Origin of the sequence: Methylobacillus draconifructus (assembly GCF_045984355.1) — a bacterium.
GTDB classification, from domain to species: Bacteria; Pseudomonadota; Gammaproteobacteria; order Burkholderiales; family Methylophilaceae; genus Methylobacillus; species Methylobacillus flagellatus_A.
Genome location: NZ_JBJQII010000001.1, coordinates 257,451 through 283,523 on the forward strand (window position 1 = coordinate 257,451; position 26,073 = coordinate 283,523).

At 57.4% G+C, this 26,073-nt stretch carries 33 protein-coding genes and 1 tRNA gene; 7 read left to right on the forward strand and 27 right to left on the reverse strand.

The features are described from left to right. The first annotated feature begins 391 nt into the window (after positions 1-391). From ACJSDX_RS01260 to ACJSDX_RS01270, 3 genes are read left to right on the forward strand one after another with little or no spacing between them, the layout of a single operon-like run. Positions 392-1,360, forward strand: coding sequence for a virulence factor TspB C-terminal domain-related protein (locus ACJSDX_RS01260; protein WP_407993145.1), 969 nt, complete (start codon positions 392-394; stop codon positions 1,358-1,360). A 1-nt stretch (position 1,361) separates the two neighbouring features. After that, entirely contained in the window at positions 1,362-1,685 is a 324-nt protein-coding gene (locus ACJSDX_RS01265; RefSeq protein WP_407993146.1) for a DUF2523 domain-containing protein, read from the forward strand. Continuing rightward, complete coding sequence (locus tag ACJSDX_RS01270; protein ID WP_407993147.1) at positions 1,682-2,857, forward strand: zonular occludens toxin domain-containing protein; 1,176 nt, start codon at positions 1,682-1,684, stop codon at positions 2,855-2,857. The genes ACJSDX_RS01265 and ACJSDX_RS01270 overlap by 4 nt, the downstream gene beginning before the upstream one ends. Before the next feature lie 32 nt (positions 2,858-2,889). Here ACJSDX_RS01270 and ACJSDX_RS01275 read toward each other — a convergent pair whose 3' ends face one another. The 3 genes from ACJSDX_RS01275 to ACJSDX_RS01285 form a co-directional block, all read right to left on the reverse strand. Further along, the gene (locus tag ACJSDX_RS01275) at positions 2,890-3,072 is read right to left on the reverse strand and encodes a DUF2283 domain-containing protein (protein WP_309566158.1); all 183 of its coding nucleotides are present in this window, start codon (positions 3,070-3,072) and stop codon (positions 2,890-2,892) included. Between the two features lie 9 nt (positions 3,073-3,081). Beyond that, complete coding sequence (locus ACJSDX_RS01280; protein ID WP_407993148.1) at positions 3,082-3,312, reverse strand: DUF4258 domain-containing protein; 231 nt, start codon at positions 3,310-3,312, stop codon at positions 3,082-3,084. 74 nt (positions 3,313-3,386) lie between these two features. Further along, positions 3,387-3,623 (reverse strand): hypothetical protein, encoded by a 237-nt coding sequence (locus ACJSDX_RS01285; protein ID WP_407993149.1) that lies wholly within the window; start codon positions 3,621-3,623, stop codon positions 3,387-3,389. 242 nt (positions 3,624-3,865) lie between these two features. Between ACJSDX_RS01285 and ACJSDX_RS01290 the strand changes: the two genes are divergently transcribed. Next, on the forward strand, positions 3,866-4,861 hold the full coding sequence (locus ACJSDX_RS01290; protein WP_407993150.1) for a phage integrase: 996 nt from the start codon (positions 3,866-3,868) through the stop codon (positions 4,859-4,861). 55 nt (positions 4,862-4,916) lie between these two features. Here ACJSDX_RS01290 and ACJSDX_RS01295 read toward each other — a convergent pair. From ACJSDX_RS01295 to rpsU, 5 genes are all read right to left on the reverse strand, one after another. Further along, positions 4,917-4,995 (reverse strand) — tRNA-Ile (locus ACJSDX_RS01295). A 15-nt stretch (positions 4,996-5,010) separates the two neighbouring features. Continuing rightward, positions 5,011-6,933: an RNA polymerase sigma factor RpoD gene (rpoD, locus tag ACJSDX_RS01300; protein WP_309566151.1), complete on the reverse strand. Its 1,923-nt coding sequence runs from the start codon at positions 6,931-6,933 to the stop codon at positions 5,011-5,013. A 101-nt stretch (positions 6,934-7,034) separates the two neighbouring features. Beyond that, complete coding sequence (dnaG, locus tag ACJSDX_RS01305) at positions 7,035-8,765, reverse strand: DNA primase (RefSeq protein ID WP_407993151.1); 1,731 nt, start codon at positions 8,763-8,765, stop codon at positions 7,035-7,037. 89 nt (positions 8,766-8,854) lie between these two features. After that, positions 8,855-9,301: a GatB/YqeY domain-containing protein gene (locus ACJSDX_RS01310; RefSeq protein ID WP_407993152.1), complete on the reverse strand. Its 447-nt coding sequence runs from the start codon at positions 9,299-9,301 to the stop codon at positions 8,855-8,857. 18 nt (positions 9,302-9,319) lie between these two features. Beyond that, on the reverse strand, positions 9,320-9,532 hold the full coding sequence (rpsU, locus tag ACJSDX_RS01315) for a 30S ribosomal protein S21 (RefSeq protein ID WP_011480545.1): 213 nt from the start codon (positions 9,530-9,532) through the stop codon (positions 9,320-9,322). Between the two features lie 86 nt (positions 9,533-9,618). Between rpsU and tsaD the strand changes: the two genes are divergently transcribed. Then, complete coding sequence (gene tsaD / locus ACJSDX_RS01320) at positions 9,619-10,638, forward strand: tRNA (adenosine(37)-N6)-threonylcarbamoyltransferase complex transferase subunit TsaD (protein WP_407993153.1); 1,020 nt, start codon at positions 9,619-9,621, stop codon at positions 10,636-10,638. Between the two features lie 18 nt (positions 10,639-10,656). Here tsaD and plsY read toward each other — a convergent pair whose 3' ends face one another. Beyond that, entirely contained in the window at positions 10,657-11,247 is a 591-nt protein-coding gene (plsY, locus tag ACJSDX_RS01325; protein ID WP_407993154.1) for a glycerol-3-phosphate 1-O-acyltransferase PlsY, read from the reverse strand. Positions 11,248-11,316: 69 nt separating this feature from the next. On the opposite strand from plsY, the gene folB reads away from it, so the two are divergent. Beyond that, entirely contained in the window at positions 11,317-11,673 is a 357-nt protein-coding gene (gene folB / locus ACJSDX_RS01330) for a dihydroneopterin aldolase (protein WP_407993155.1), read from the forward strand. 2 nt (positions 11,674-11,675) lie between these two features. On the opposite strand, the gene ACJSDX_RS01335 is transcribed toward folB, so the two are convergent. After that, on the reverse strand, positions 11,676-12,755 hold the full coding sequence (locus ACJSDX_RS01335; protein WP_407993156.1) for a DUF3047 domain-containing protein: 1,080 nt from the start codon (positions 12,753-12,755) through the stop codon (positions 11,676-11,678). Between the two features lie 97 nt (positions 12,756-12,852). On the opposite strand from ACJSDX_RS01335, the gene ACJSDX_RS01340 reads away from it, so the two are divergent. Beyond that, positions 12,853-13,620, forward strand: a complete 768-nt coding sequence (locus ACJSDX_RS01340) for an AraC family transcriptional regulator (RefSeq protein WP_407993157.1) — start codon at positions 12,853-12,855, stop codon at positions 13,618-13,620. A 10-nt stretch (positions 13,621-13,630) separates the two neighbouring features. On the opposite strand, the gene xerD is transcribed toward ACJSDX_RS01340, so the two are convergent. The 17 genes from xerD to mgrA form a co-directional block, all read right to left on the reverse strand. Then, positions 13,631-14,524: a site-specific tyrosine recombinase XerD gene (xerD, locus tag ACJSDX_RS01345; RefSeq protein WP_407993158.1), complete on the reverse strand. Its 894-nt coding sequence runs from the start codon at positions 14,522-14,524 to the stop codon at positions 13,631-13,633. After that, the gene (locus ACJSDX_RS01350) at positions 14,511-14,999 is read right to left on the reverse strand and encodes a methylated-DNA--[protein]-cysteine S-methyltransferase (RefSeq protein ID WP_407993159.1); all 489 of its coding nucleotides are present in this window, start codon (positions 14,997-14,999) and stop codon (positions 14,511-14,513) included. The genes xerD and ACJSDX_RS01350 overlap by 14 nt, the downstream gene beginning before the upstream one ends. A gap of 128 nt (positions 15,000-15,127) precedes the next feature. Beyond that, on the reverse strand, positions 15,128-15,517 hold the full coding sequence (rplS, locus tag ACJSDX_RS01355; RefSeq protein WP_309566138.1) for a 50S ribosomal protein L19: 390 nt from the start codon (positions 15,515-15,517) through the stop codon (positions 15,128-15,130). A 13-nt stretch (positions 15,518-15,530) separates the two neighbouring features. Next, positions 15,531-16,325: a tRNA (guanosine(37)-N1)-methyltransferase TrmD gene (gene trmD / locus ACJSDX_RS01360; protein WP_309566136.1), complete on the reverse strand. Its 795-nt coding sequence runs from the start codon at positions 16,323-16,325 to the stop codon at positions 15,531-15,533. Beyond that, complete coding sequence (gene rimM, locus ACJSDX_RS01365; RefSeq protein WP_407993548.1) at positions 16,322-16,816, reverse strand: ribosome maturation factor RimM; 495 nt, start codon at positions 16,814-16,816, stop codon at positions 16,322-16,324. The genes trmD and rimM overlap by 4 nt, the downstream gene beginning before the upstream one ends. Before the next feature lie 54 nt (positions 16,817-16,870). Then, complete coding sequence (gene rpsP / locus ACJSDX_RS01370) at positions 16,871-17,119, reverse strand: 30S ribosomal protein S16 (RefSeq protein ID WP_309566134.1); 249 nt, start codon at positions 17,117-17,119, stop codon at positions 16,871-16,873. A 71-nt stretch (positions 17,120-17,190) separates the two neighbouring features. Further along, positions 17,191-17,880, reverse strand: a complete 690-nt coding sequence (gene queC, locus ACJSDX_RS01375) for a 7-cyano-7-deazaguanine synthase QueC (protein ID WP_407993160.1) — start codon at positions 17,878-17,880, stop codon at positions 17,191-17,193. Positions 17,881-17,925: 45 nt separating this feature from the next. After that, positions 17,926-18,564, reverse strand: a complete 639-nt coding sequence (gene queE / locus ACJSDX_RS01380) for a 7-carboxy-7-deazaguanine synthase QueE (protein WP_407993161.1) — start codon at positions 18,562-18,564, stop codon at positions 17,926-17,928. A gap of 6 nt (positions 18,565-18,570) precedes the next feature. Continuing rightward, positions 18,571-19,389 (reverse strand): YbgF trimerization domain-containing protein, encoded by an 819-nt coding sequence (locus ACJSDX_RS01385; RefSeq protein WP_407993162.1) that lies wholly within the window; start codon positions 19,387-19,389, stop codon positions 18,571-18,573. Between the two features lie 3 nt (positions 19,390-19,392). Further along, positions 19,393-19,938, reverse strand: a complete 546-nt coding sequence (gene pal, locus ACJSDX_RS01390; protein WP_407993163.1) for a peptidoglycan-associated lipoprotein Pal — start codon at positions 19,936-19,938, stop codon at positions 19,393-19,395. 139 nt (positions 19,939-20,077) lie between these two features. Beyond that, positions 20,078-21,376, reverse strand: coding sequence for a Tol-Pal system beta propeller repeat protein TolB (gene tolB / locus ACJSDX_RS01395; RefSeq protein WP_309566129.1), 1,299 nt, complete (start codon positions 21,374-21,376; stop codon positions 20,078-20,080). Between the two features lie 120 nt (positions 21,377-21,496). After that, positions 21,497-22,333, reverse strand: coding sequence for a cell envelope integrity protein TolA (gene tolA, locus ACJSDX_RS01400; protein WP_407993164.1), 837 nt, complete (start codon positions 22,331-22,333; stop codon positions 21,497-21,499). Between the two features lie 3 nt (positions 22,334-22,336). Next, positions 22,337-22,723 (reverse strand): biopolymer transporter ExbD, encoded by a 387-nt coding sequence (locus ACJSDX_RS01405; RefSeq protein WP_407993165.1) that lies wholly within the window; start codon positions 22,721-22,723, stop codon positions 22,337-22,339. 10 nt (positions 22,724-22,733) lie between these two features. Beyond that, the gene (gene tolQ, locus ACJSDX_RS01410) at positions 22,734-23,408 is read right to left on the reverse strand and encodes a protein TolQ (protein WP_309566126.1); all 675 of its coding nucleotides are present in this window, start codon (positions 23,406-23,408) and stop codon (positions 22,734-22,736) included. 33 nt (positions 23,409-23,441) lie between these two features. Then, entirely contained in the window at positions 23,442-23,852 is a 411-nt protein-coding gene (gene ybgC / locus ACJSDX_RS01415; protein ID WP_407993166.1) for a tol-pal system-associated acyl-CoA thioesterase, read from the reverse strand. Then, positions 23,849-24,886 (reverse strand): Holliday junction branch migration DNA helicase RuvB, encoded by a 1,038-nt coding sequence (gene ruvB, locus ACJSDX_RS01420; protein WP_407993549.1) that lies wholly within the window; start codon positions 24,884-24,886, stop codon positions 23,849-23,851. Before ruvB ends, ybgC begins: the two co-directional genes overlap by 4 nt. Positions 24,887-25,013: 127 nt before the next feature. Further along, positions 25,014-26,054, reverse strand: coding sequence for an L-glyceraldehyde 3-phosphate reductase (gene mgrA / locus ACJSDX_RS01425; RefSeq protein ID WP_407993167.1), 1,041 nt, complete (start codon positions 26,052-26,054; stop codon positions 25,014-25,016). Positions 26,055-26,073 lie beyond the last annotated feature (19 nt).

The window sequence follows — 26,073 nt, forward strand, 5'->3', positions numbered from 1 at the left end:
TCCGGGTCATACCAGCGATTGGTATAACTCTGCGGCTTTGGCATGTGAAGCCCTTTCGCCTTTAGTTATACCCCAATTGAATGCCAACCCTAATGTGTCCCAAAAGGACTATGCCTATATCGGCCTTCAAAATCAGGAGCCGAACCGGGCATTATGTGCTTACAGAAATTCCCAAAATTTCACCACAACCTATGCGACGACAAGGTATTACTCCTGCCCAGCCAATGGCCAGTTTTTTGAAGCTACACTAAATCAGCATTTTTGTACTGTAGAGGCCTGTACGCCTCCGCAAGTCAGACGGCCGGACGGCTCATGTGCTGAGCCTCCCAAATGCACCCCAGGCTGCAACGGCGTATGCGGCACTGAACAAGCCTTAACCAATCGCGGCACCTTGGCTTGCTTTAATGGCTGCTATTACGGCCTGGGCGATGCCTGGGGCATCGTCATCAGCAACGGGAAAAAGACCTGGTGGACGGACGTAGAAGACAATACCGGCGTCCCTTGTGATGCGCCCGAGGACGAACAGCCGGACGGCGCCGAAGATGCACCAGACCCTGCCGAAACGCCAGACCCATGCCCGGAATGCGAATGCGCCAAGAAAGGCATGACCTGGGGCAGCTATACCACCAACGGCACCACCACCGTCATGTGCCTCAAGCCCGGCACCCCAGGCGGCAAGCCCGTCGATGTTGCGCCCAAGCCTACCGTCAAGACCGAAACGCCAGCGCCAACACCGGACAACCCCAATCCTGAACCGACGACGACCGTCACCCCCAGCCCAGTGATCACCATCACTCCCGGCAGCGGGGCAGGTTCGCAGCCGACTGTAACGGAAACCACCACCAACCCGGATGGCAGCACCACAAGCACGAGTGAGCCGCAAGAATCCTATTGCCAGAAAAACCCGAATGCCCAGCTCTGCAAGGAAGCCGACAAAGAAAATGAAAAAGGCTCCTGGAGCGGCGGCTGCGGCTCCTGGGAGTGTGACGGCGACGCGGCCAATTGCGCCATGGCCCGCAAGATTCACCAGGATCGTTGCGATGACATCGAGGGCATGCAGCAATTCGAAAATGCCGCCACGCAAGGCCAGCGCCTGCTGCATGGTGAATCTGACGAAGACGTCACGGCTTACCTGAACCGTGAGGGCGACGGCAATCGCACTATCAATGTCGGCTCCCTGGTGTCGGACTCCGGCCCGTATTCCTTCGGGGCTTCGTGTATCTCGGATGTCCAGTTCTCCATTGGTGGTCATTCGGTCTCGGTGCCGTTCAGCAAGATCTGTCCTTATCTTGAAATGATCGGCTATTTCCTGTTGGCAGCGGCCTATCTCGCTGCACTTCGTATCGTGGGGTTAATCTGATATGCCTGCTCTCCTTGGTATCGCTTCCTGGATCGTCGCTGCACTAATTGGCGGCTTCGGCCAATCCATCATGCACGGCCTGGTCAAACTGCTCATTGCGCTTGGCTTTGGCTTCATCACTTATCAAGGGGTGGACGTGCTGATCAATTACATCATGCAGCACACCTATACCAGCTTTAGCGCGGTGTCCCCGGAAATGATGGGCATGCTCGGCACGCTCAAGATCGACAAGGCGCTCAACGTACTCGCCAGCGCCTATAGTGCGCGCCTGGTGATCCAGGGCGTGACTAGCGGCCTCATGACCAAGTTCGGGATTACCAAATGATTACGCTCATTACTGGCCTGCCAGGCTCGGGCAAAAGCCTGTTCACGCTCAAGACCGTCAAGGAACTGGCCGACAAGGAAATGCGGCCGGTGTTTTACAACGGCATTCCTGAACTCACCCTCGACTGGCAAAAGATGGAGAAAGGCGAGGATTGGACGGAGTGTCCCCAGGGCGCGATCATCGTGATTGACGAATGCCAAACGACATTCAGGCCACGGGCCAATGGCGCTGCGGTGCCTAAATACGTCAGCCAACTTGAAGTGCACCGGCATTCCGGCCATGACCTGTTCTTGATTACCCAGCACCCCATGCTGCTGGACGGCAACGTGCGCAGGCTTGTTGGCCGTCACTTCCATGTCGTGCGCTTCTACGGTTTCCAGAAATCCACCATCCATGAGTTTCAATCCGTCCGTGAGAACGTCAAGAGCCTGAAAGGCTCCATCGAAAAACACTTCGTTTACCCCAAAGAGGTGTTCGGCTGGTACAAGTCGGCCGACCTGCATACCGTAAAGAAACGCATCCCGGCCCGGCTGGTACTGGTGGTCTTGATGCCGATCCTGTTCATCGGTGTGGCCTGGTATGCCATCAAGACCATCAACGGCTTCACCGATCACCATACGCCGGAAAACCTGGAGCAACAGACGGAGAAGGTCATCAACCCGGCAGCCCAGCCCTATGCGCCAGCCAGGCCGCAATACGTCAAAGAGGAACCGACTTGGCTAGAGGCACGGCAGGAACGGGTGCCAGGATTGCCGTATACCGCGCCTGTCTATGACAAGCTCACCGAACCAATCACCGTGCCGGTGCCGGCTGCCTGCGTCGATTTCCGCGGTCAGTGCAAGTGCTATAGCCAACAGGGAACGCCCGTCGCTACCCCGGAATACTTGTGCAAGCAGATCATCCAGGGCGGCATGTTCGTCGACTTCAACCCAGGGCAGTCAGCCAATGAGTTGAGCCAGCAGGCGGAACGGGATCGCATCACGGCAGAGCGCCAGCGTAGTGAAGAAGCCAGGCAGCGCATGCTGGATCGTGAGGCGTCAGAACAGGATAGGCAGGCGCAACAGCCGGTGCAGGCTGTGCAATCGCAACCGGCTGAACAAGAGCCGATCCAGCCTAGCGTGATTCAACGCCAGCGCATGCAGGAAAGCCAATGGGCCTTTCCCAATACATAGGCAATAAAAAAGCCCCTTGCGGGGCTTCGTCATCAGGCAGCGTGTTTCAGCTTCCCGCTTTGCTTGCTGACCGACAACATCTCAAAACCGACGATGTTGCCCAGGGCGTCATAGTCGAGGATCACGCCGGGGCGGATTTCCTCGGTGCGATCCACATCGTTCTCGCTCAGCGCGATATACAAAGCATCTGCAATCGGATCAAACTCAATTTTCATATTCATCACCTATTCAAAAAATACCGTGACAACCGTCACTGGCTCAGTGGTTTCGTTATAGATGACACGCAACTGCTTAAATCCTCGATCAGCAATAGCCTTGACCGCATGAACCAACGTAATGTCATCTGCATCATTTCGCGTCGTATCAGGGTTAGCCAACGTCTCCCTAACCCACTCCTCCTTCACGCCGCGCTTCACCATCCGCTTCAACGCATGGTCGCTTAACCTGTATTCCATGAGGCTATCTTACCTTGTTTAAATTACCTGTCAAAAAATCACCCGAGGCAGCAATCCGTTGCAGCAAGACTAACTCAAACTGCACCGGCTTGCTTGTCTTGACGTTGGCCTTGAACTCCTTCTTCATGAAATTTGTGCTGTACCTCATCTTTCGCGGTATAGCTTTCCAGGTATCTGATTGCAAATTGAGCTTCCCGCATCATTTTCCGTTGTGCTCCATCCATTTTCACGTCCTTCATGGCTTCAATGAATGCTTTAATAATTTCAATGTTTTCCGCTGCATTATGTCCAAGTCTGTGATAACTCATCATTTCATCCTTTCGCGTTTAGGTCTGCCGTTGGTATGGGTTGGTGTGCCCGTTTTTGGCACACTTGCCCGTGCCATACGGCATGGCCGACCAGCAACACATGGGGAAATAAGGGTCAAGGCTGAAACCGCGAAGCGGCGCGGTAAATGGAAGGGGCCCACGCAGTGGGAAGGAAGCCGTTTAAGGAGCGGCCTTGATGCTTATTTCCTCATGTGGTTCTCGCGATCTTCGGGAATGCCGCAATCATGACCATCAAGAAAACCCCTTCCGGCTGGCTCGTCGACATCCAGCCCGGCGGCCGGGGCGCGAAGCGCTTCCGCAAGACCTTGTCCACCAAAGCTGAAGCTTTGGCCTGGGAAGCCTGGGTCAAAACCCAGGTCATTCAAACGCCAGCATGGCAACCACAAAAGCGGGATAATCGCCGCCTGACCGACTTAGTGGACCTTTGGTACAAACATCACGGCAGCCAGCTAAGATCAGGCAAAGACACCCATCAACGCCTATTAGCCATGGCAAAAGCCATGCACAACCCGACGGCTGACACATTCAATGCAGCCATGTTTGCCAGCTACCGCACCAAGCGCATTGAAAGCGGCCTGACAGCAAACAACATGAACCGGGAACATGCCTACCTGCGAGCAGTATTCAACGAATTACGCCGCGTAGGCGAATGGACAAAAGAGAACCCGTTGCGGGACCTCCGGCAATTCAAGCTTGAAGAGCGTGAACTCTCCTATCTCAACCACGAGCAAATCAAAATCCTCCTGGGCGCTCTCCAGTCCAGGCAAACCAACACCTACCTAGTCGCCAAAATCTGTTTAAGCACTGGCGCCCGTTGGAGCGAAGCCGAACAACTGCGTACCGGTCAGGTCAAGAATAACCAAATCCACTTCACAAAAACAAAGTCCGGTAAAAACCGAACCATACCCATCACACAAAACCTAGCCGATGAAATCGCAAACCGTATTATCAAAGGCTTCGGCATGCGCCTATTCAAGGATTGCTATGAAGACTTCCGGCGCTGTATTGCATCCCTGGACATCGAGCTACCACAAGGCCAACTCACCCATGTCCTACGCCACACCTTCGCCAGCCACTTCATGATGAACGGCGGCAACATCCTCACCTTGCAACGCATCCTCGGCCATAGCTCGATCACCATGACCATGAAGTATGCACACCTCGCACCGGAACACCTGCAGGAAGCCAAAACCTTCAACCCTCTGGCGGAGTTGACATAGTGTTGACACTAGAAACAGAAAAGGGGTTACGAATTAACGTAACCCCTTGATTCTATGGTGGGCCTCCCCGGAGTCGAACCGGGCACCAACGGATTATGAGTCCGCTGCTCTAACCATGCATGAGCTAGAGGCCCTGAAACTGTAGCCGCTTAGTCGTTGCCAGTTTCGAGGAAACTGCGCAGACGTTCGGAGCGGGTTGGGTGGCGCAGTTTGCGTAGCGCCTTGGCCTCGATTTGACGGATACGCTCACGCGTGACATCGAATTGCTTACCGACTTCTTCCAGCGTGTGGTCGGTATTCATTTCGATACCAAAGCGCATGCGCAGCACCTTGGCTTCCCTTGCAGTCAGCGATTCTAGCACTTCCTTGGTAGCATCGCGCAAGCTTGCGTATACAGCAGCGTCCACGGGAGCAAGCGTCGCTACATCCTCGATGAAGTCACCCAAATGGGAATCGTCGTCGTCGCCGATCGGGGTTTCCATGGAGATAGGCTCCTTGGAAATCTTGAGGATTTTACGGATTTTGTCTTCCGGCATCTCCATCTTTTCCGCAAGTGTCGCTGGATCTGGCTCCAATCCGGTTTCTTGCAGGATTTGGCGGCTGATACGGTTCATCTTGTTGATGGTTTCGATCATGTGCACAGGGATACGGATGGTGCGCGCCTGGTCCGCGATCGAACGTGTGATCGCCTGGCGGATCCACCATGTGGCGTAAGTCGAGAACTTATAGCCGCGACGGTATTCGAATTTGTCCACCGCCTTCATCAGGCCGATGTTGCCTTCCTGGATAAGGTCGAGGAATTGCAGGCCGCGATTGGTGTATTTCTTGGCGATGGAGATCACGAGACGCAGGTTAGCCTCGATCATTTCACGCTTGGCGCGGCGCGCACGAGCCTCGCCCGTGGACATCTGCTTGTTGATTTCCTTGAGCTCTTTGATCGGGATGCCAACGCGGTCCTGAATATCCAGCAATTGCTGCTGCTGGTCATCGATCGAGTGCCTGAAGCGTTCTAAACGTTCTACATAAGGCTTGTTGACTGCAAGCTCTGCGCTCAACCATTCGAGGTTACCCTCATTGCCGGGAAAGCTCTTGATGAAATGCGGCCTTGGCATACCGGCCTTTTCAACACAGAAGTCCATGATTTTGCGTTCGTGCCCGCGGATTTCATCCACCATGCCGCGCACACGGTCGCATAATGCTTCCACCTGCTTGGCAGAGAAACGGAATGCCATCAATTCTTCAATAATCGTGGCTTGCAGCTTGAGATATTCTTTGTCCTGGGAACCTTTGCCCGCCAGGATAACTGTCATTTTTTCGTGAGCGCCACGGATAACGGCAAAACGCGCCAGCACTTCCTCGCGCAATTTGGCAAGGGCTTCGGCCGAAATGGCAGCAGCCTTGGCGCCGTCATCATCTTCTTCATCCTCGTCACTATCCTCTTCAGCCACTTCCTCAGTGTCAGCAGCTTCCTCCGCCGCGATCTCCGCACCAAGGCCATCGTCGGCGTCGATCAAGCCGTCAACGAGATCGTCGACCCCGAGTTCGCCCTTCTCGACCTGGTCCACCATGGCCAATAGTTCGGTAATGGTGCTGGGACAGGCGGCAATAGCCTGCACCATGTGCTTGAGGCCGTCTTCAATGCGCTTGGCAATCTCAATTTCGCCCTCACGGGTCAACAGGTCGACCGTGCCCATTTCACGCATGTACATACGCACTGGGTCAGTGGTGCGGCCGAATTCGGAATCCACAGTGGAAAGGGCTTGCTCCGCCTCCTCAACCGCGTCTTCGTCAGCCACCGGCGCGGGAGCATCGGACATCAGCAGCGCTTCGGCATCAGGCGCCTCTTCGTATACCTGGATGCCCATGTCGTTGATCATGCCGATGATGCCGTCGATCTGCTCGGAATCCTGGACGTCGTCAGGCAGGTGGTCGTTAATTTCAGCGTAAGTCAGGTACCCACGCTCCTTACCCAAGACGATAAGAGACTTCAACCGCGTGCGACGTATATCCGCGTCATTCAGCGTGATATCAGCCTTGTCGTTTAGATTGTCGTTCTGTTGCTCTTTAGCCATGCTTGACCCCATCGAACTGCGGTTGAGTACGAAAAACCCTAGATTATACCTTAAAAGCACCTACAATTTTTAGCAGTTTTATACAGCCTGCCGCTGCCAATTCAGCGAGTGCCGATGGATTTCAACAGCTCGCGTTCCTCTTCTGTAAGCTGGCTCAGGCTTTTTTCCTTGAGCCTATCCACTGCAGAGCTTGTCTGGCGCTGCAGGCATATTTCCTTCAATTGCCTGCGCACGCCGTCAAATTCCAACGCCAAGTCCACGCTCTCGTCGAGCAAATGCAGCTCGCGCTGCAAATCAGGCAGCAAGCGTGCGTCAATCAACGGCTCAAGCCCATGCAGCATCGCCGCCGGTTTAGCAGCGGGATTTGCCAGTGCCAGCTTGATGACCTGGCGCACCATGTCGTCTTCACCGGCAGTACCTATCAGCCAGGCCAAATCCTGTTCCTGCACCAAATGCGGCTGCATGATGGCCATCAATGCGAACCTGCGCTGCAAAGACATCGTCACCCGGGCCTGTTTGGGAGCAGACCGTGCCTGCGGGCGATTAGTTTCCGGCAGCTTGATCATGCGGCGCATTTCATCGCCGGAAATATCCGCCAACTCCGCTATACGCTTGCGCAACAGCAATGCCAGCCTCGGCGCCTGGATCTGCTTCAGGATAGGCTCCGCCTCGTTGAGGAACTGCACTTTATCCTCCTGCGACTGCAAGCGGTTATTTGCGCTCAGCTCCTGAACCAGGTACTGCGACAACGGCAAGGCCTGCGTCATCAGCGCCTCAAACGCCTCTTTGCCAAATTCCCGCACATAGCTATCCGGGTCATGCTCGGCAGGCAAGAATAGAAAACTGAGCCGCAATCCGTCCTTGAGCGCGGGCAATGCATTCATTGCCGCACGCCAGGCCGCGCTCCGGCCCGCGTTATCTCCATCAAAGCAAAACACGATGTCATCCGTCTGGCGCATGAGCTTGATGATATGCGTAGGCGTCGTGGCCGTACCCAGCGCAGCCACTGCATAATCGATTCCGTATTGCGCCAGCGCCACGACATCCATGTAGCCTTCCACCACCAATGCCCTGCCCGCTTCGCGGATAGCCCGGCGTGCGAGGAAAAGGCCATAAAGCTCCTGACCCTTCTGAAATAAGGGCGTTTCCGGCGAATTCAAGTATTTCGCCCCGGCATCCGCACTTTCCAGCACCCGGCCGCCAAAACCGATGACCTGGCCTTTCTGGTCATGGATCGGGAACATGATGCGGTCGCGGAACCGATCATAGCGGCGGCCCTGCTCGTTTTCAATCACCAGCCCAGCGGTTTGCAGCACCTCATGCCGATAGTCCGCAAACACGGCCTCCAGGTTCTGCCACCCGGCTGGCGCGTAACCGATTTGGAAGCGGGCAGCCACCTGGCCGCTCAAGCCGCGCCCCTTGAGATACTCGATGGCACGCGGCGATTTCTTCAGTTCCGCCTTGTAGTAATCCGCTGCTTGCTGCATCACCTCCTGCAAGCCCGGGATCACCTTCGCCCTCACGGCATCCTCAGGCCGCGACTCCTGCGGCACGATCATGCCGACCGATTTGGCCAGCTCATGCACCGCCTCGACAAAGCTGATCCCTTGGTACTCCATGACAAAGCCGATGGCGGAGCCATGCGCGCCACAACCAAAACAGTGATAGAACTGCTTGGTCGGGCTGACGGTAAAAGATGGGGATTTTTCGTTATGAAATGGGCAACAGGCGGAGTAATTGGCCCCGGCCTTCTTCAAGGGAACGCTGCGGTCGATCACATCGACGATGTCGACGCGATTGAGCAAGTCTTGAATGAAGGAATCAGGAATCATGAGTGAAAATAATAGCCGAACCCCAAACTGAAACCAAAAACAAAAAAGGAGCCCGAAGCTCCTTTTCCAACATTACCGAGCAGTCAGGTTCATGCAGCAAGCTTGGACTTAATCAATCCTGAAATTTTGCCCATGTCGGCACGACCGACCACCTTGGGCTTGATGGCAGCCATCACCTTGCTCATATCCTTGATACTGGCCGCGCCGGTTTCCGCAATCACGCTGTCGAGGATGGCATTCACTTCATCTTCGGACAATGCGGCAGGCAGATAGGTTTTCAGCACAGTCACTTCAAACTTTTCCACGTCCGCCAGGTCATTCCGGTTGGCGGCTTCGTACTGGGTGATCGAATCGCGGCGCTGCTTCAGCATCTTCTCGATCGCCTCGATCACCTGGCTGTCGTCCAGCTCAATGCGCTCATCCACCTCGCGCTGCTTGATCGCCGCCTGCAAAAGGCGAATAGCCCCGAGACGTGCGCTATCCTTTGCACGCATCGCGGCTTTCATATCTTCGGCGAGTTGCGCCTTGATTGTCACAGCAATACTACCCTGAGCTTAGTACAGCTTGGTAGGCAGAGTCTGGCTGCGGATACGGCGGTAGTGACGCTTAACAGCAGCAGCAGCCTTACGCTTACGCTCCCATGTTGGCTTTTCGTAGTACTCGCGAGCGCGCAAGTCGGTCAGAAGGCCAGTCTTTTCAATCATGCGCTTGAAACGGCGCAGAGCCACGTCAAACGGCTCGTTCTCTTTTACACGTACGCTAGACATTTAAATCACTTTACCTTTGAGAAAGGGTGAAAAAGTTTGCTATTCTAGCGCCTCATTATTGTTTTATCAACATTATCCGCAAACTTATGTTAATTCTCGGCATTGAATCTTCCTGCGATGAAACCGGCCTGGCCCTGTACGACACGGAACAAGGCCTGCTCGCCCATGCATTGCATTCCCAGATCGACATGCATGCCGCATACGGCGGCGTGGTGCCGGAATTAGCCTCTCGCGATCATATCCGCCGGGCATTGCCCTTGACCCAGCATGTATTGGATCAAGCAGAAAAATCACTGGGCGACCTGGACGGCATCGCCTACACCCAGGGCCCAGGGCTCTCGGGCGCACTGCTGGTCGGCACCAGCATTGCCGAATCTCTCGCGTTCAGTCTCGACCTTCCGACCATCGGCGTCCACCACCTCGAAGGCCATTTGCTCGCCCCGTTGCTCGAGCCCGACCCGCCGGCATTCCCGTTCATCGCCTTGCTGGTATCGGGCGGGCATACCCAGCTCATGCGCGTTTCCGCGATCGGCGACTATGAGCTGCTGGGCGACACCCTGGACGATGCCGCAGGGGAAGCGTTCGACAAAACCGCCAAGCTGCTCGGCCTTAGCTACCCCGGCGGCCCGGCGGTTTCAAGGCTGGCAAGCCAGGGGCAGCCCGGCGCCTGTCAATTACCGCGCCCGATGCTGAACAGCGGAGACCTTAATTTCAGCTTCAGCGGCCTCAAGACCGCCGTGCTCACGCTGGTCAACCAATACGGCGACGCATTGGACGAGACAGCTCGCGCCAATATTGCCCACGAGTTTCAGGAAGCCGTCACGGAAGTGCTCACCAAGAAATGTATGGCAGCCTTGCGCAAAACCGGGTTGAATCAATTGATTGTCTCTGGCGGGGTTGGCGCGAACGCCCGGCTGCGCGAGCGCCTCAATATGGCGGCGAAACGCAGGCAATATCAAGTGCATTACCCTAGGCTGGAGTTCTGCACCGACAATGGCGCCATGATCGCATTTGCCGGCGCCATGCGCATGCGGCACGCCAAGCAAGGCAACCACGGCTTCACCGTGAGGCCGCGCTGGGACCTGGCGGAACTGACCAGGCCGTAGAAAACGCTCAAAGCGCGGTCAGGGCTTCTTGCCGAACCCGGCTTCACTGCCGTCCAGCAATTTGCGGATATTGCTGCGGTGGCGCCAGATCAGCAATAACGACAGCACAAACACGACAATGATGTAGCCGACATGAGGCAGCAGCAGCCAGGCGAAACCAGGCGCCAAGGCTGCGGCAGTCAATGCGGCCAATGATGAAAAACGCGTCAGCGCGAACACCGCGATCCAGCTCAGTAAGGCCAGCCCTGCCAACAAGGGGGAGAATGCCAGCAATACACCCAATGCGGTCGCCACGCCCTTGCCGCCCTTGAAGCGGTAGAACACCGGGTACAAGTGGCCCAGGAATACCGCCACCGCAATCCAGCACACCACTTCTACCGGCAGCGCATAGTATTGCGCCAGCCAAACCGGCAGCCAGCCCTTGGCCGCATCCCCCAGCAATGTCAGTAATGCAGCCAGCTTCTTGCCGCTGCGCAACACGTTGGTCGCGCCGGGATTACCGGAACCGACGGTACGCGGATCAGGCAGGCCAAAGGCCTTGCTGACGAGGATGCCGAAAGAAATTGAGCCGAGAAGATAGGCGGCGATGACGAAAACTGCGTTATTCATGAGGATTGGATTAAAATTGAGTTGCCGTATTCTATCAGCCCACAAGCCCTAACGCAGGATCCCGCTCATATGGACATCATTTTTCTCAGCGAAGTCAAGGTGCAAACCCATCTCGGCGTGCCCGATTGGGAACGCCTCACGGCGCAAACCATCATCCTCGACATTGAAATCGCCATGCCCGACAGCAGCTCCTGCCAGACCGACAACATCGGCGATACCATCGATTACGGCGTGGTCGTCTCGCGCATCCGCGAAACACTGGCAGAACGCTCGTTCAAACTGGTCGAGGCCCTGGCGGAACATATCTGCCAGCTCATCATGCAGGAATTCGGCGCGCCCTGGGTCAAGCTACGCGTCGCCAAACCGGGCATATTGCCGGGGCTGAAAGCGTTGGGAGTGGTGATAGAACGGAGCCGTGCCCAATAACATTACTTGACCGCAACAACGCTGCCTTCGGCCAGCAGTTCAATATCCTTGTACTCACACTTTCCTTCCCGGTGCTGGAATAAACTCAAGGCAATCAGCCATACGCGCACAATCCGCCCCGGCATTGCGCCGCCTATGTACCTGGCATAATCCTCGTACAGGTTGCGCTGTTCATTCAGCCACTTGCCCAGGTCCTGCTCTCCCGAGCGGACCACGACATGGGTCTCGCGCGCCGTCCAGCTTGGTATTGGGCAGCGATAGCCAGTGCCGACCGGCAGGCCGGCGCTCCAGTAGTAAGTGATGTCCTGCCCGTTATCAAACTCGACAGCGATGCTCATGTAATCGTGTGTAGGCAATGTATCTTCGGCGACGCTGGACGGCAAAAGGTCAACTTTCCAGGACCATTTCAACTCAGCATCGGGCACTAGCGGCACATCCACATCCTGTTGCAGCAGGCCGACGTCATTATGCGTATTGCAGCACATGCTTTCGCCATGCTCATGTGCATGCTTGCGATATATCTCCGCCGGCCCGATGAACCAAAGATATTGCCATCCTTCGGGGATATCCACTCCATTGGCAAGACGGTCTGCTTCCTGCTGCAACAACCCGTTGACATCCCCCAGTTGCAACAGATGCTCCAAGCCCTGCCGAGGTTCCGCCTGCCAGCGCAGCAACAACAGACTGAAGCCTCCCTCTACCAGGCCATAGGCTTCCTTCGGCGTGGCCAGCTTACCGCTTGCGTCCGCCCATTCACCGGGAAAATAGCTTGCTAGATAAAGCCTGCCTGCATGCGTAGCCTGCCAGGAATGCGTGTCGCGCGTACCGCGAAAGACTTTGCCATCCTCACCTATCCGGAACCATAGTTGGTAATGCGGGCCGATCCATATCGGGGTTCCGCTCAACGTTGTCCTGCCAATGGCAAAACTACTGAAACGCTCGCCTGGCTGCACGTCGATTCCGCTGTCGATCCAAGGCACATCCCGGGACGACAAATCAAGAAAATGGAAATCCTGCACCACACCTGCTGGAGATTGTTGCAAAATCGACTCGAAACCGCGTTTAAATTCTCCTGAATTCATTGCCCCACCTCGTCCTGGTATTAACGATCATTGAACTATTGCTTATGAACTTGATATTCTAGGGATTCCAACCTATCGGTTCTTGTAAAAATCAGCTATGTTGACTGCCTACCCGACCCACCTGAGAATATTTCTCTGGCCAGGAAAAGTGCTGTATTTCGGCCCGTCCCCTCCGCTCGGCCAGCACCTGTATGGCGCTGCCGCGATCCATGTCGGCATCTACAAGCCGTTCCAGATCAGGATCAATCGCGAAGACCCCTTAGCATGCAGTTGTGCCATCATTCCTCCCGGCGTCAACCATGAGATTGATTTCGGCAACGGCATACACGGCAAAATGTTCGTGGAGATGGACAGCCCGGAATTTCAGTTGCTGCGGCAACGCTTTCCCTATCGCACGCATTCCGCCACCACTTTCCACGACGCAGGGCTGGTCGATTGCTTCCGCAGCATCTACGAGGACGATCCAACCAAGGGCGAAGTGGACGCCCGGCTGAACCACTTATTAGGTGAAGCATCCAGCAGACACGCAATCGACCCGCGCATACAGGCCGCGATCGAGATCATGCGCAATGAGCCCGACCGGAATTTTCCCAATGAATACCTTGCCGCCGCGGTCGATCTCTCTCCGTCCAGGTTCCTGCATTTATTCAAGGCGGAAACCGGCAATCCTTACAGGCGCTTCAGGCGCTGGAAAAGATTGCTGACAGCGGCCGGGCAGTTCCATCAGGCGGACAATATGACCCACGTGGCGCTCAATAACGGGTTCACCGACTCGGCGCATTTCAGCAACTGTTTCCATCAAAGTTTTGGCGTGCAGCCTAGCTTTGTGTTCCGAGCAATCGAGCGCTTCGAGATGATCGCCTGACCACCACGTCTCAGCCGCGCGGATGATGCGTCTGGTGCAGCTGCTTCAAGCGCTCGCGCGCGACATGAGTATAGATTTGCGTAGTAGAAATGTCGGCATGGCCGAGCAGCATCTGCACCACGCGCAGGTCTGCGCCGTGGTTGAGGAGATGGGTGGCGAAGGCATGGCGCAGTACGTGCGGCGACAGAGCAACCTGGATGCCAGCGATTGAGGCGTAACGCTTGATAATGTACCAGAAGGCCTGGCGCGTCATGCCTTCGCCACGCTGGGTCACGAACAGGTGGTCGCTCAGGCGTTGCTGCAGGATAGACGGCCGACTTTGCTGCAGGTAGCGCGCCAGCCACTCCACTGCTTGTTCGCCCAGCGGCACCAACCGCGTTTTGCTGCCCTTGCCGGTGATGCGCACCACGCCATCCGTCAGGCTCAGCTCGGTGACGTGCATACCGACGAGCTCGGAAACCCGCAGCCCTGTCGCATAAAGCGTTTCCAGCATGGCGCGGTCGCGCAACCCGAGGTTGGTATTGTGGTCAGGCGCATCGATCAACCGCTCCACGTCGTCCTCGCTCAAGCTCTTGGGCAACGAGCGCGGCAGTTTCGGCGACTCGATGTGGATGCTGGGATCAACATCGATATGGGACTCGCGCAAGGCAAAACGGTAGAAGCGGCGCAGGCTGGCGACCAGGCGGCTAATACTGCGCGGCTTGCTTTGCGGAAAGCGGAACGCAATGAATCCCTGGATATCCTCGGGGCCGGCTTCCAGCATGGTCCTGTGCCTGGCCTGTTGCAGCCAGGCGGCAAATGCGGCCAGGTCCTGGCGGTAGCTGGACAAGGTATTATTTGCCAGGCCGTCCTCTAGCCACAAATGGTCGATAAAATTGTCTAGCAGCGCGTCAACGGTATCCATCGGCCCGCTCGTGCTGCAACAACCAGCGCTTGATTTCCAGACCCTTGGCATCGCCCTGCATGAACCCGCCCAGGCCGCCCTTGGCGACGATGCGGTGGCAGGGAATCACCAAGGTCAGGTGATTGGCGCCGCAGACATTGGCAACTGCCCGCGGGCCGGACCTCACCCGCTCCGCCAGCTCGCCATACGTCCATACCTCGCCGAGCGGGATCGCGGACATGACCTGCCATATCCGCTTCTGGAACAAGGTGCCCTGGAGCACATAAGGGAAATCGAGCGGCGCGGCAGCATCTTGCAGGTATTGCCCGACTTGCCGCGCGACATGCTGGACAAAAGGATTGGCGCTGCAAAACGCCGGCAACTGCTTGGAGAGCAGGCGCATGCCCGTCACGTAGTCGTTCGAGACATTGATCCCTATCGCGCCGAACGGCGCTGTGACAACGGCATCGAAGGAAGGCGTTTGGTTCGGTTCCATATGGCGATGATAGAGGAAAACAGCGCGATAAAAAAACGCGATGCAGCAAGATCAGCAAAAACAGGATCAGTAAAAAATGAAAAAGCCCCGGAGGCCGGGGCTTTCTTGCACTGCCAACAAGCAAACGCTTATTCTGCGCTGGTTGTTTCCTTGGGAGCGCGCAGTTGCAGCTTTTCCTTGATACGTGCGGACTTGCCGGAGCGCTCGCGCAAGTAGTACAGCTTGCTGCGGCGTACGTCGCCACGGCGCTTGACTTCGATGCTGGCGATCAGCGGGGAGTAGGTTTGGAAAGTACGTTCCACGCCTTCACCGGAGGAAATCTTGCGCACGATGAAGGAGGAGTTCAGGCCGCGGTTGCGGATTGCGATCACGACGCCTTCGTATGCCTGTACACGCTTACGTGTACCTTCAACCACGTTAACACCAACGACAACGGTGTCGCCTGGCGCGAAAGAAGGAATGGTCTTGCCAAGGCGGGCAATTTCTTCCTGTTCCAGTTGCTTGATGATATCAGCCATTTTTTGCTTCCTTTTAGTTATGGGAATCTTGTTCCTGCTCTATTTCCATGAGCAGCCGAGATTCCTCTTTCGTCAACGGCCTTGCGGCCAATAAATCCGGGCGTCTTGCCCGGGTTCGCGCCAGCGATTGCTTCAGCCGCCAGCGCTTGATCTTGGCATGGTTGCCGGACAACAGCACTTCCGGCACCTTCTGCCCCGCATACTCCTCTGGGCGGGTGTAATGCGGGCAATCCAGCAACCCATCGGCAAAGGAATCTTCCTCTGCCGAACCGGCGTCGCCCAGGCTACCGGGCAACTGCCTGATGATCGCGTCCAGTATCGCCATGGCGGGGATTTCACCGCCAGACAACACATAGTCGCCGATCGAATATTCTTCATCCACCAGCGTGGACAGCAAACGCTCGTCCACACCTTCATAGCGGCTCGCCAGCAATATCAGGCCTGGCGCATCCTTCAACTGCATCACGTGCTCATGCTTGAGCGGTACGCCCTGCGGCGACAGGTGAATCACCTTGGGATTCTCCACACCGCGCGATTGCTGGCGGATTTTCGCTGCCGCAATCGCCTTTTCCAACGGCTCGGCCAGCATCACCATGCCTGGACCGCCGCCGTATGGCCTATCGTCTATGGTGCGGTAATTGTCGGTCGTGAAATCCCTAGGGTTCCACAATGCCAGTTCATAAATACCGCGTTCCTGGGCCCGGGAGCTGATGCCGAACCTGGTCAAGGCATCGAACATTTCCGGGAACAGGGTCACCACGTCAAACTGCGTGGCGCGCCTTTCCTGCGTATGGCCGACCTCGCTCAAAATTCCGCATCCCAATCCACCAAGATAGTCTTGGCGTCGATATCCACTTCAAGTACGACCTGGCCGATAAAAGGCAACAAACGCTCACGGTCGCCTTTCACCACCAGCACATCGTTGGCTCCCGTGGCAAATACATCCGCCACCTGGCCGAAGTCTATGCCTTGCTGGTTGCGTACTTGCAGGCCGATCAGGTCGGACCAGTAATACTCGTCCTCTTCGGGCTCAGGCAATTCGTCCCGGCGCACCGCGACATGCATGCCCTTGCAGGCGAACGCCTGGTCGCGGTCGTCTACGCCTTTCAGCTTGACCAGCAGCAGGTCGCTATGCACTTTTGCCTTTTCGACCTCATACGGCCGCCACTGTTCGGGGTACTTCGGATCGCCGCGCCCCAGCATCCAGCGGTCATAATCAAACAGGCTGTCGATGTACTCGGTATCCGGCTGGACTTTCACCCAACCATAAACGCCATAAGGGGCGACGATGCGCCCCATAATGACTAATTCACTCACAACTTGCAGCAACCGCTTTCACAGCGGCCCTTCAAATTAAGCAGACTTTTGAGCTTGCTTAACCAGGCGAGCGACGCTGTCAGACAACTGAGCACCGTTGCTACGCCAGTGAGCGATACGCTCGCTGTTCAGGCGCAGGCCTTCTTGGCCTTCCTTGGCGAGCGGGTTGTAGAAACCAACGCGCTCGATGAAGCGGCCATCACGACGGTTACGGGAATCAGCGACAACGACGCTGTAAAAAGGAGCTTTCTTCGCGCCACCGCGGGCGAGACGAATAATCACCATAATCTTGTTCTCTTTGGATTAGACTGAAAGGCGCGGATTTTACGTTATTTTTTATAGTCTTGGCAAGTCAATCATGCAGTATTTGCTGTCGGCGCATAACGGGTGGGATCGGCCAGGCCCGCTGCGACAAAGCCCTGGCGCCGTAACCGGCAGGAATCGCATACGCCGCAGGCTCTGCCTTCGGCATCCGCCTGGTAGCAGGAAACGGTCAAGCTGTAGTCGACGCCGAGCGCGGCGCCCTGAGTGACGATCTCGGCCTTGGTCATATCGATCAAGGGCGCGTGGATGGTGATCGTCCTCCCCTCGACGGCGCTCTTGGTCGCGAGGTTGGCCATGGACTGGAAGGCATGGACATATTCGCCGCGGCAGTCGGGATAACCGGAATAATCCAGGGCGTTCACGCCGATGAAGATATCGCGCGCGTCCAGCACCTCGGCCCATGCCAGCGCCAAGGACAGCATGATGGTATTGCGTGCCGGCACATAGGTCACGGGAATGCCTTCGCTCGGCGCTTCCGGCACAGCGATCGAGGCGTCCGTGAGCGCAGAACCGCCAAATACAGACAAATCCAGCTTCACGGTGCGGTGCAAGGCAGCGCCTAGCGCCTCGGTGACGTGGTCGGCGGCATCCAGCTCCGCGCGATGTCGCTGCTGATAGTCCAGGCTCAGACAATAGGCCTCATAGCCCTGGCTGCGTGCGATGGCGAGCACCGTGGCGGAATCCAGACCGCCCGACAACAGCACTACGGCTCTCTTGCTCATATATTGATTCCTTGATGACAGCCGCATGGATGCGGCCATGAATGCCTATTTGCCGGGCGTCTCGCCCCAGAGGATCTTGTGCAGCTGCACCTGCATGCGCACAGGCAACTTGTCGGCAAGCACCCAGTCGGCCAGATCGGTAGGCGTAACCTGGCTGAACACAGGCGAGAATATCACCTGGCATTTTTCATTGAGGGCGTGCTCTGCGAGCAACTGCTTGGCCCAGTCATAATCCTCGCGGCTGCAGAGCACGAACTTGATCTCGTCATTCGGCTTGAGCCGCTGCAGGTTTTCCCATTTGTTCTTGGCCAGTTCGCCCGACCCGGGCGTCTTGATATCCAGGATCACGGCGACGCGTTCGTCCACGCCATCGGTGGCAATGGCGCCGCCAGTCTCCAGCGAAACCTCGTAGCCGTCGTCGCACAAGCGCTCGAGCAGCTTGAGACACTCCTTCTTTTGCGCGAGCGGCTCGCCGCCTGTAACGCAGACATACTTGGCACCATAACTGCCGACCTGCGCCACGATCTCGTCAAGCGACATATTGCTGCCGCCCTTGAACGCATACTCGGTATCGCAATAGACGCAGCGCATCGGGCAGCCCGTCAGGCGCACGAAAACGGTAGGCAGGCCTACGCGCGACGACTCCCCTTGCAGGGAGTGGAATATCTCATGGATGCGCAACACGGAAAACTATCTGGACTTGATCGAGTCCAGCACGTTGAGGCGGCGCTTGGCGCTCGGGGCCAGCTCGTGGTTAGGGAATTTCTCCAGCAATCCACGCAGTGTCTTCTTGGCGCCTTCCACGTCCGAGAGCTGGATTTGGCTATTGGCAATGCTGAACATCGCATCCGGCACCTTGTCGCTGTTCGCGTGCTGGGAAATCAGCTTTTGCTGGGTATTGATGGAGGCCTTGTAGTTCTTCAGCGAGAACTGCGCGCTGCCCAAGCCGAGCAATGCGTCGGGAGTCAAAGGGGAGCCTGGGTAGCTTTGCAGGAACTTGCCATAAGCATCGAAGGCTTCCTTGAACTTGCCCGAGGCTGCGAAAGCCTTGGCTGCCTCCAGGTCGCGCGCTTCGGGGCTATCGCCATTGGCAGCGGCTTGTGCGTTGCCCTCGTCACCGCCGTTCTGAGCGGTGGCAGGGACGCCGCCTTCTTCCAGTTTGCGCAAGCGGCCGTCAGTGTCAGCGTACAAATCGCGCTGACGCTGCTGTGTATTTTCAATATTGTGGTTGACGACTTCGAGCTCGCCCTTGAGGCGGCTGATTTCCTGGTTGAGCCTGTCTATCTGGCCCATCAGGTCCAACATGCCCTGGCTTTTGGTTTCCAGGGCCTGCTGGCTCTTTTTCAACTCCGCTAACGCGGCTTGCGTTTCCTGGTTCTGGGCCTGAACCTGCTGTTGCAGATCAGCGATCTTTTTCCTTGCCTCATCATCGCCGAAAAGCGCAGCCTGCACCAAGTGAGGCAGCGAGAGAAAACCGACTACAACCAGAACCAGTAAACGCTGCATCATGAATTACTCGCCTTGATACAGAAGCTCTACACGGCGGTCTTGCTGCCAGCAAGTTTCATCCGCGCAACCGGCATTCGCCTTTTCCTTGCCGAAGCTTACTGTCTCGATCTGCGCGTCTTGCACGCCAAGCAGGTTCAACACCTTCTTGACAGCGACGGCACGGCGCTGACCCAGGGACAAGTTGTATTCGCGCGTGCCGCGATCATCGGTGTTGCCTTGCAGGAACACCTTGGCATCACCGTGCGAGCTCAGGTATTGCGCATGCGCCTCGATCAATGGGCGGAACTCTGCCTTGATCGCATCGCTGTCGAAATCGAAGTACACGTTGCGCTTGGACAGGATGTTGTTAGGGTCCTTCAGCGGGTTGCTTGCCAAGGAGGAGTCGGATACGCCACTCGTAGCAGAATCGCTAGTGGTGCCACTGCTGCTTTGAGTGGCGACTGGGCTCTTGTCCTCGACGGCCGCCTGTGGAGTTTCTTTCACTGCCTTGCTCGAGCAAGCTGCCAACATGGCTGCAAGCAATACACTGATCACGATATTCTTGTTCACTTTGTTCTCTCCTTTAAATTATGTAAGACACACCATCAACTGTTACCACACTACAAACTTGCCTGTTGTTACAAAAACACCCGGCGCCAACTAAGCATAACGGCCGTTTTTACAATAACTTGCTTGTTATTTCAATTCCCTACTGGCTGATGATCGGGCCCCAGGCGGGCTCGCGCACATCGCCGCCGCTCTCGCTCAGGCGCTGCTTGACCCGGCCATCGGCGGACACGGCCGCCAACGCGCCGCGACCGCCGATACGTGTGGCGTGCAGCAGCATACGGCCATTCGGCGCGAAGCTGGGCGATTCATCCTTGGGCCCGTCGCTCAATACTTGCACTTGTCCGCTCTGCAGATCCTGCAAGGCGACCTTGAACTGGCCGCCGTCACGGCGGATGTAAGCAAGAGACTTGCCATCTGCCGACAGGCGCGGACTCACCACATAGCCGCCCTCGAACGTCATGCGGCTGGCATCGCCCCCGCTGGAGGCCATGCGGTAGATTTGCGGGCTACCGCCGCGATCGGAGGTGAAATAGATATAGCGGCCATCCGGCGACCATGTCGGCTCGGTATCGATCGCGGTAGTGCGCGTCAACTGTTGCAAACCGGTGCCATCGGCATTGATGGAGTAGATCTGGGAATTAGCTGCATGCGTCAGCACGATCGCCAACCGTTTGCCGTCAGGCGACCATGAAGGCGCACTGTTATTGCCCTTGAAATTCGCCAATACGGTGCGCTGACCGGAAACCAAGGATTGCACATAGACGATGGGCTTCTTCTTTTCAAACGATACATACGCCAGCTTGGTACCGTCAGGAGACCAGACGGGCGAAATGATCGGCTCTGCGGAAGAAACGACGGTCTGCGGGTTGTATCCGTCGGAATCCGCCACTTGCAATGCATAGCGGCCGCCGGACTTGCTGACATAAGCGATGCGGGTGGCGAAGACGCCCTGCTCGCCCGTCAGCTTCTGGTAGATCACGTCGGCGATCTTGTGCGCAGTCAGGCGCAACTGGGCCGGGGTGATGTTGTATTCCATGCCCACCAGCTGGTTCTGCTTGTATACGTCCAGCAGGCGGAAAGACACTTTAAGGCGGTTGCCGGGCAGCGTCTCGATATTGCCTATGGTCAATGCCTGCGCCTGGATAGAAGCCCAATCCTGGTAATTGACCTGGCTGAGTTCGCTGGGCTGGTTGGCAACGCCGCGGGTTTCCAGCACCCGGAACAGGCCGCTGCGGCGCAAATCGGCGCCGATCACGTTAGCTATCGTGTCCTGCTGGCCGGGGATCGTTCCCTGCTGGGCGAAGGGTACGACCGCAATCGGGATTTGCTGGGCGGCGCCACCGACAATTTCGACGGTCAGGGCGGCATGCGCACCGGACGTCACACCGAATGGCAGGAAGGAAACTAAGAGGCTGAGAAATAAGCGTAATTTATTCATGTGGGTTTAGGGCAGTAAAATAATGCAAAGTTCCCCGATTGATCAGCGGACATTCTACCAAATTCGCCCACAGACTTGCTATGGGGCTTGTTGCCTACCGATCAAACCGATAATCAGCTGCTAATAATCCTCGTTGGGGCGGAACTTGAGCCTGAGGTCGCGGAAGCGCGAAAACAGGTCGGGTTGCGCCGGCACCGGCAAAGGTTGCGCCTGCAGGATCGCTCTTTCGATCGCTTCGTCGCACGCAGGCAGGCCGCTGCTCTTCAATATGCGCGGCACGCCTATCACCTCGCCGGTGGGCATCAGGCTGATACCGACCTCGAGCTCCGGCTTGCCTGTGCCGCATAGCTGGCGATTCACGTTGCGCCTGATCTTGTCGCGGATCTGGCCCAGGTACTTGTCGATTTCGCCCTGGTTGGCCACATTGGCGCCCGATTGCGTCGGCCCTTGTTTTTGCGCCGGCGCGGGCTGCGAGCTTTCTTCCAGCAGTTCCTGCTGCAGCTTCTTCAATTCATCCAGCTTGACCTTGTCCTCTTTCTTGGGCTCCGGTTTTTTAGGCTCGGGCTTCTTGGGTTCAGGTTTCTTTTCGGGCTTCTTCGGCTCGGGCTTTTTTTCCGGCTTCGGCGGCTTGGGCTTTTCCGGCTCCTTCTTCACCTGGATGTCTGCCTGCGGTTCCGGCTCAGGCGCGGGTTCCGGTTTTGGCTCTGGCTTGGGTTCGGGCTGCGGTTCCGGCTTAGGCTCGGGTTTTGGCGGCTCGGGAACAGGCTGCGGCTGCGGCGGTTTCGCCACCGGCTTGTCGGCGGGCAGGTTCTCCCAGAGCTCGACCTGGGCCACCATCACCGGCTGCTGCGTCTTCCACTCGAACGACACCAGCAGCAGCGCCAGCAACAGCAAATGCACGAACAGCGAAAGTGCCGCGGCACGCGCTTTATAAGGATTGGCTCGACGTTTTCTCATGCATCAATTGGCTGGTTTAAGCAAAAGGCCGACCTTGTACTGCTTGAGGCTGTCCATCAGCGTCACCACCTTGTCGTATTGCACGTTCTTGTCGGCGGCAATCACGATGGCGCGGTCCGGCGTCTTCTCGACCTGGGTCTTGACCTCGAACAGCAACTGGTCGCGTTCCATGACCTTGCTTTCGATCTCGGCGCGGCCATCCGCCTTGACGGTGATGACGATAGGCGCGGCCGCCTGCTTGAGCGCCTGCCCGACCTGCGGCAATTCGACGATGCCGGGGTTGGTCATGGGCGCCGTGACCATGAAGATCACCAGCAGCACCAGCGTAACGTCGATGTAGGGCACGACGTTGATCTGGTTCATCAGGCGGCGGGATTTGCGACGGCTCATCACGGCCTCCTTATGCTTTGCGTTGCAGGATATTGGTGAATTCTTCGATAAAGCTTTCGTAACGCACGGCCAGCCTGTCGACCGAGGCGGTAAAGCGGTTGTAGGCGATCACGGCGGGAATCGCGGCAAACAGGCCGATCGCGGTAGCGACCAACGCTTCGGCAATCCCGGGCGCGACGTGGGAAAGGGTGGCCTGGGCCATGTTGGCCAGGCCGCGGAATGCGTTCATGATGCCCCACACGGTGCCGAACAAGCCGATGTAAGGACTCACCGAGCCGACCGAGGCGAGGAAAGGCAGGTGGGAATCCAGCTCGTCCATCTCGCGGTTGTAGGCGGCGCGCATGGCGCGGCGCGCGCCTTCGGTCACGTCGCCGACGTCCAGGCTGGGCTGGCGCTTAAGGCGCGCATATTCCTTGAAGCCGGCCTCGAAAATGCTGGCAAGGCCTTGCGTGTTGCGGCGCCCCGACGTCACGCTTTCATAAAGCTGGTTGAGATCGCCGCCCTTCCAGAATACGCGCTCGAACTCCTCGGCTTCGTTGTCTGCGCTGCGGATGGAGAAAAATTTGATGAAGATATACCACCAGGAGATCAGCGATGTGAGCAGCAGCAATGCCATCACGATCTGCACCGGCACGCTGGCGCCGCTGATCAGCGATATAAACGACATGTCTTCAGTAGGATTCATTCAAGCTCCATTGGGTTGATCACATAAGGTTGATCATATAGGGTTGACCAGGTTTCGCACGGCAGGCGGGATGATGGCCGGCCTGAACTGTTCCGCATCGATGCAGACGATATCCACGGTGGCCTCTGTCAGCAATTGCTCGCCGCGGTATATCTTCTGCTCGAATTTCATGAGGCTGCGCCCAAGCTCCTCGAGCCGCGTCACCACTTCCAGCGCGTCATCAAAGCGCGCGGGACGGCGGTATTGTAGCGCAAGGCTGCGCACCACGAACAAGACCCCGAGATCATCCCTTAGTTCCGACTGGCCGAAACCCAGGCTGCGCAGGAACTCGGTGCGCGCACGCTCCATGAACTTGAGGTAATTGGCGTGATAAACCACGCCGCCGCTATCGGTATCTTCGTAGTAAACCCTTACCGGCCAGCGGAACTCCGTACTTGCGCTCATTGCTGCCAGAGTTCTCCGGTGCCGATCTTGCCGGGCGTGGCGAGCCCGAAATGCTGGTAAGCCTGCTGCGTGGCGATGCGGCCGCGCGGGGTGCGCATGAGGTAGCCTTGCTGGATCAGGTAAGGCTCGAGCACGTCCTCGATGGTGTCGCGCTCCTCGCCGATCGCGGCTGCGAGGTTATCCAGCCCGACCGGGCCGCCGTCGAATTTCTCCAGCACGGCCAGCAGCAGCTTGCGGTCCATGACATCGAAGCCGAGCTTGTCCACGTCGAGCATTTTCAGGGCGGCATCGGCAATATCGGCGCTGACGACGCCGTCGGACCTCACCTGGGCATAGTCGCGCACCCGGCGCAACAGGCGGTTGGCGATACGCGGCGTGCCGCGCGAGCGGCGAGCGATTTCCAGCGCGCCTTCCTGCTGCATGGAAACCTCCAGCAATCCGGCGGAACGGTGGACGATGCGGGCCAGCTCCTCCGCAGTGTAGAACTCCAGGCGCGAGACGATGCCGAAGCGGTCGCGCAAAGGGTTGGTCAGCATGCCGGCCCTGGTGGTCGCCCCCACCAGGGTGAAAGGCGGCAGGTCGAGGCGCACCGAACGCGCGGCAGGCCCTTCGCCGATCATGATGTCCAGCCGGTAATCCTCCATGGCCGGATAGAGTATTTCCTCCACGACCGGGGAAAGCCGGTGGATTTCGTCGATGAACAGGACATCGTTGGGTTCGAGATTGGTGAGCAGCGCCGCAAGGTCGCCCGCGCGCTCCAGCACCGGACCCGAAGTCTGGCGCAGGTTGACGCCCATCTCCTTGGCGATGATGTGCGCCAGCGTGGTCTTGCCCAGGCCCGGCGGCCCAAACAACAGCACGTGGTCCAGCGCCTCGGAACGCCCGCGCGCGGCGTTGATGAAGATTTCCAGCTGGCCGCGCGCCTTTTCCTGGCCTACGTATTCATCCAATGCCTTGGGACGCAGGGCACGCTCCAGCGCTTCTTCCTGCGTGCCTTGGGTGGATGGGGCGATTAAACGGTCGGTTTCTATCATCAGGTCGGATTCTGCTTGGCTACGCTGCGCAGCTTCTGCGCGCAGCGGCATATGCGCATGATACAGAAAAGCCTGTGATTGTTCTCTACCTTGCCAGTCAAAAAACGTAAAAACCTTCCGCGACTAGCTATTTCCAGTCGCTAGACGAACCTGCCCAGAGGTCGATGCCTCCCTCCTGGGCGAGGACGTCTATCGCAGCCAGCTCTTCCGGAGTGAAGGCAAGGTTCTGTAAGGCGGCGACGTTCTCGCGGATCTGCTGGCTGTTGCTCGCCCCGATCAAGGTGGAGGTCACGCGCTCGTCGCGCAGCACCCAGGCCAACGCCATTTGCGCGAGCGTTTGTCCGCGCTGCAATGCAATCCGGTTGAGGCCGTGAATGCGCTTGAGGTTTTCCTCGCTCAAGTGGCTAGGAGGGATGGAGTTGCCGCCCGGGCGGTTGATGCGCGCCTCCTGCGGAATGCCGTTGAGGTATTTGTCCGAGAGCAGCCCCTGGGCCAGCGCGGTAAAGGTGATGCAACCCATGCCCTCCTGCTGCAAGGTGTCGAGCAGGCCGCGTTCTATCCAGCGGTTGAGCAGATTGTAGGAGGGTTGGTGGATCAGGCAGGGGATATTCCACTCGCGCAACAGCCTGGAAGCTTCCAGCGTCTTTGCGGGAGAGTAGGAGGAAATGCCGACATAGAGGGCCTTGCCCTGCTGCACGGCGCTGGCGAGGGCGCCCATGGTCTCCTCCAGCGGCGTTTCCGCGTCGAAGCGGTGCGAATAGAAGATATCCACATAGTCCAGCCCCATGCGCTGCAGGCTCTGGTCCAGGCTCGCAAGCAGATATTTGCGCGAACCGCCGCCCTGCCCGTAGGGACCCGGCCACATATCCCATCCCGCCTTGGTGGAAATGATCAGCTCGTCGCGGTAAGGCCGGAAATCCTGCCGGAACAACTGGCCGAAATTGGCTTCCGCGCTGCCGTACGGCGGGCCGTAGTTATTGGCGAGGTCGAAATGGGTGATGCCGAGGTCGAACGCGGTGCGCAGCATGTCGCGCTGCACGGCAATATTGGTGTTATCGCCGAAGTTGTGCCACAAGCCCAGCGACAGCAACGGCAGCTTGAGCCCGCTCTTGCCGCAACGGCGGTACTGCATCTGCTCATAACGATGTTCATCGGCTTGGTAAGTCATTCACTGCTCCTTCAATTCA

Bases quoted from the DNA above. Each gene is read 5' to 3' on its own strand.
- tolB (WP_309566129.1), bottom strand. From the start codon at position 21,376: ATGAATAAATTACGCTTATTTCTCAGCCTCTTAGTTTCCTTCCTGCCA.
- rpoD (WP_309566151.1), bottom strand. From the start codon at position 6,933: ATGGCTAAAGAGCAACAGAACGACAATCTAAACGACAAGGCTGATATC.
- ACJSDX_RS01270 (WP_407993147.1), top strand. From the start codon at position 1,682: ATGATTACGCTCATTACTGGCCTGCCAGGCTCGGGCAAAAGCCTGTTC.
- rplS (WP_309566138.1), bottom strand. From the start codon at position 15,517: ATGGCTGATATCATCAAGCAACTGGAACAGGAAGAAATTGCCCGCCTT.
- rpsU (WP_011480545.1), bottom strand. From the start codon at position 9,532: ATGTCTAGCGTACGTGTAAAAGAGAACGAGCCGTTTGACGTGGCTCTG.
- rpsP (WP_309566134.1), bottom strand. From the start codon at position 17,119: ATGGTGATTATTCGTCTCGCCCGCGGTGGCGCGAAGAAAGCTCCTTTT.
- ACJSDX_RS01285 (WP_407993149.1), bottom strand. From the start codon at position 3,623: ATGATGAGTTATCACAGACTTGGACATAATGCAGCGGAAAACATTGAA.
- ACJSDX_RS01385 (WP_407993162.1), bottom strand. From the start codon at position 19,389: ATGATGCAGCGTTTACTGGTTCTGGTTGTAGTCGGTTTTCTCTCGCTG.
- ybgC (WP_407993166.1), bottom strand. From the start codon at position 23,852: ATGAGCGCAAGTACGGAGTTCCGCTGGCCGGTAAGGGTTTACTACGAA.
- tolA (WP_407993164.1), bottom strand. From the start codon at position 22,333: ATGAGAAAACGTCGAGCCAATCCTTATAAAGCGCGTGCCGCGGCACTT.
- ACJSDX_RS01275 (WP_309566158.1), bottom strand. From the start codon at position 3,072: ATGAAAATTGAGTTTGATCCGATTGCAGATGCTTTGTATATCGCGCTG.
- ACJSDX_RS01265 (WP_407993146.1), top strand. From the start codon at position 1,362: ATGCCTGCTCTCCTTGGTATCGCTTCCTGGATCGTCGCTGCACTAATT.
- ACJSDX_RS01405 (WP_407993165.1), bottom strand. From the start codon at position 22,723: ATGAGCCGTCGCAAATCCCGCCGCCTGATGAACCAGATCAACGTCGTG.
- tolQ (WP_309566126.1), bottom strand. From the start codon at position 23,408: ATGAATCCTACTGAAGACATGTCGTTTATATCGCTGATCAGCGGCGCC.
- queC (WP_407993160.1), bottom strand. From the start codon at position 17,880: ATGAGCAAGAGAGCCGTAGTGCTGTTGTCGGGCGGTCTGGATTCCGCC.
- ACJSDX_RS01340 (WP_407993157.1), top strand. From the start codon at position 12,853: ATGTTGACTGCCTACCCGACCCACCTGAGAATATTTCTCTGGCCAGGA.
- rimM (WP_407993548.1), bottom strand. From the start codon at position 16,816: ATGGGGCGCATCGTCGCCCCTTATGGCGTTTATGGTTGGGTGAAAGTC.
- folB (WP_407993155.1), top strand. From the start codon at position 11,317: ATGGACATCATTTTTCTCAGCGAAGTCAAGGTGCAAACCCATCTCGGC.
- ruvB (WP_407993549.1), bottom strand. From the start codon at position 24,886: ATGATAGAAACCGACCGTTTAATCGCCCCATCCACCCAAGGCACGCAG.
- ACJSDX_RS01335 (WP_407993156.1), bottom strand. From the start codon at position 12,755: ATGAATTCAGGAGAATTTAAACGCGGTTTCGAGTCGATTTTGCAACAA.
- dnaG (WP_407993151.1), bottom strand. From the start codon at position 8,765: ATGATTCCTGATTCCTTCATTCAAGACTTGCTCAATCGCGTCGACATC.
- tsaD (WP_407993153.1), top strand. From the start codon at position 9,619: ATGTTAATTCTCGGCATTGAATCTTCCTGCGATGAAACCGGCCTGGCC.
- ACJSDX_RS01290 (WP_407993150.1), top strand. From the start codon at position 3,866: ATGACCATCAAGAAAACCCCTTCCGGCTGGCTCGTCGACATCCAGCCC.
- mgrA (WP_407993167.1), bottom strand. From the start codon at position 26,054: ATGACTTACCAAGCCGATGAACATCGTTATGAGCAGATGCAGTACCGC.
- plsY (WP_407993154.1), bottom strand. From the start codon at position 11,247: ATGAATAACGCAGTTTTCGTCATCGCCGCCTATCTTCTCGGCTCAATT.
- ACJSDX_RS01350 (WP_407993159.1), bottom strand. From the start codon at position 14,999: ATGGAACCGAACCAAACGCCTTCCTTCGATGCCGTTGTCACAGCGCCG.
- ACJSDX_RS01280 (WP_407993148.1), bottom strand. From the start codon at position 3,312: ATGGAATACAGGTTAAGCGACCATGCGTTGAAGCGGATGGTGAAGCGC.
- xerD (WP_407993158.1), bottom strand. From the start codon at position 14,524: ATGGATACCGTTGACGCGCTGCTAGACAATTTTATCGACCATTTGTGG.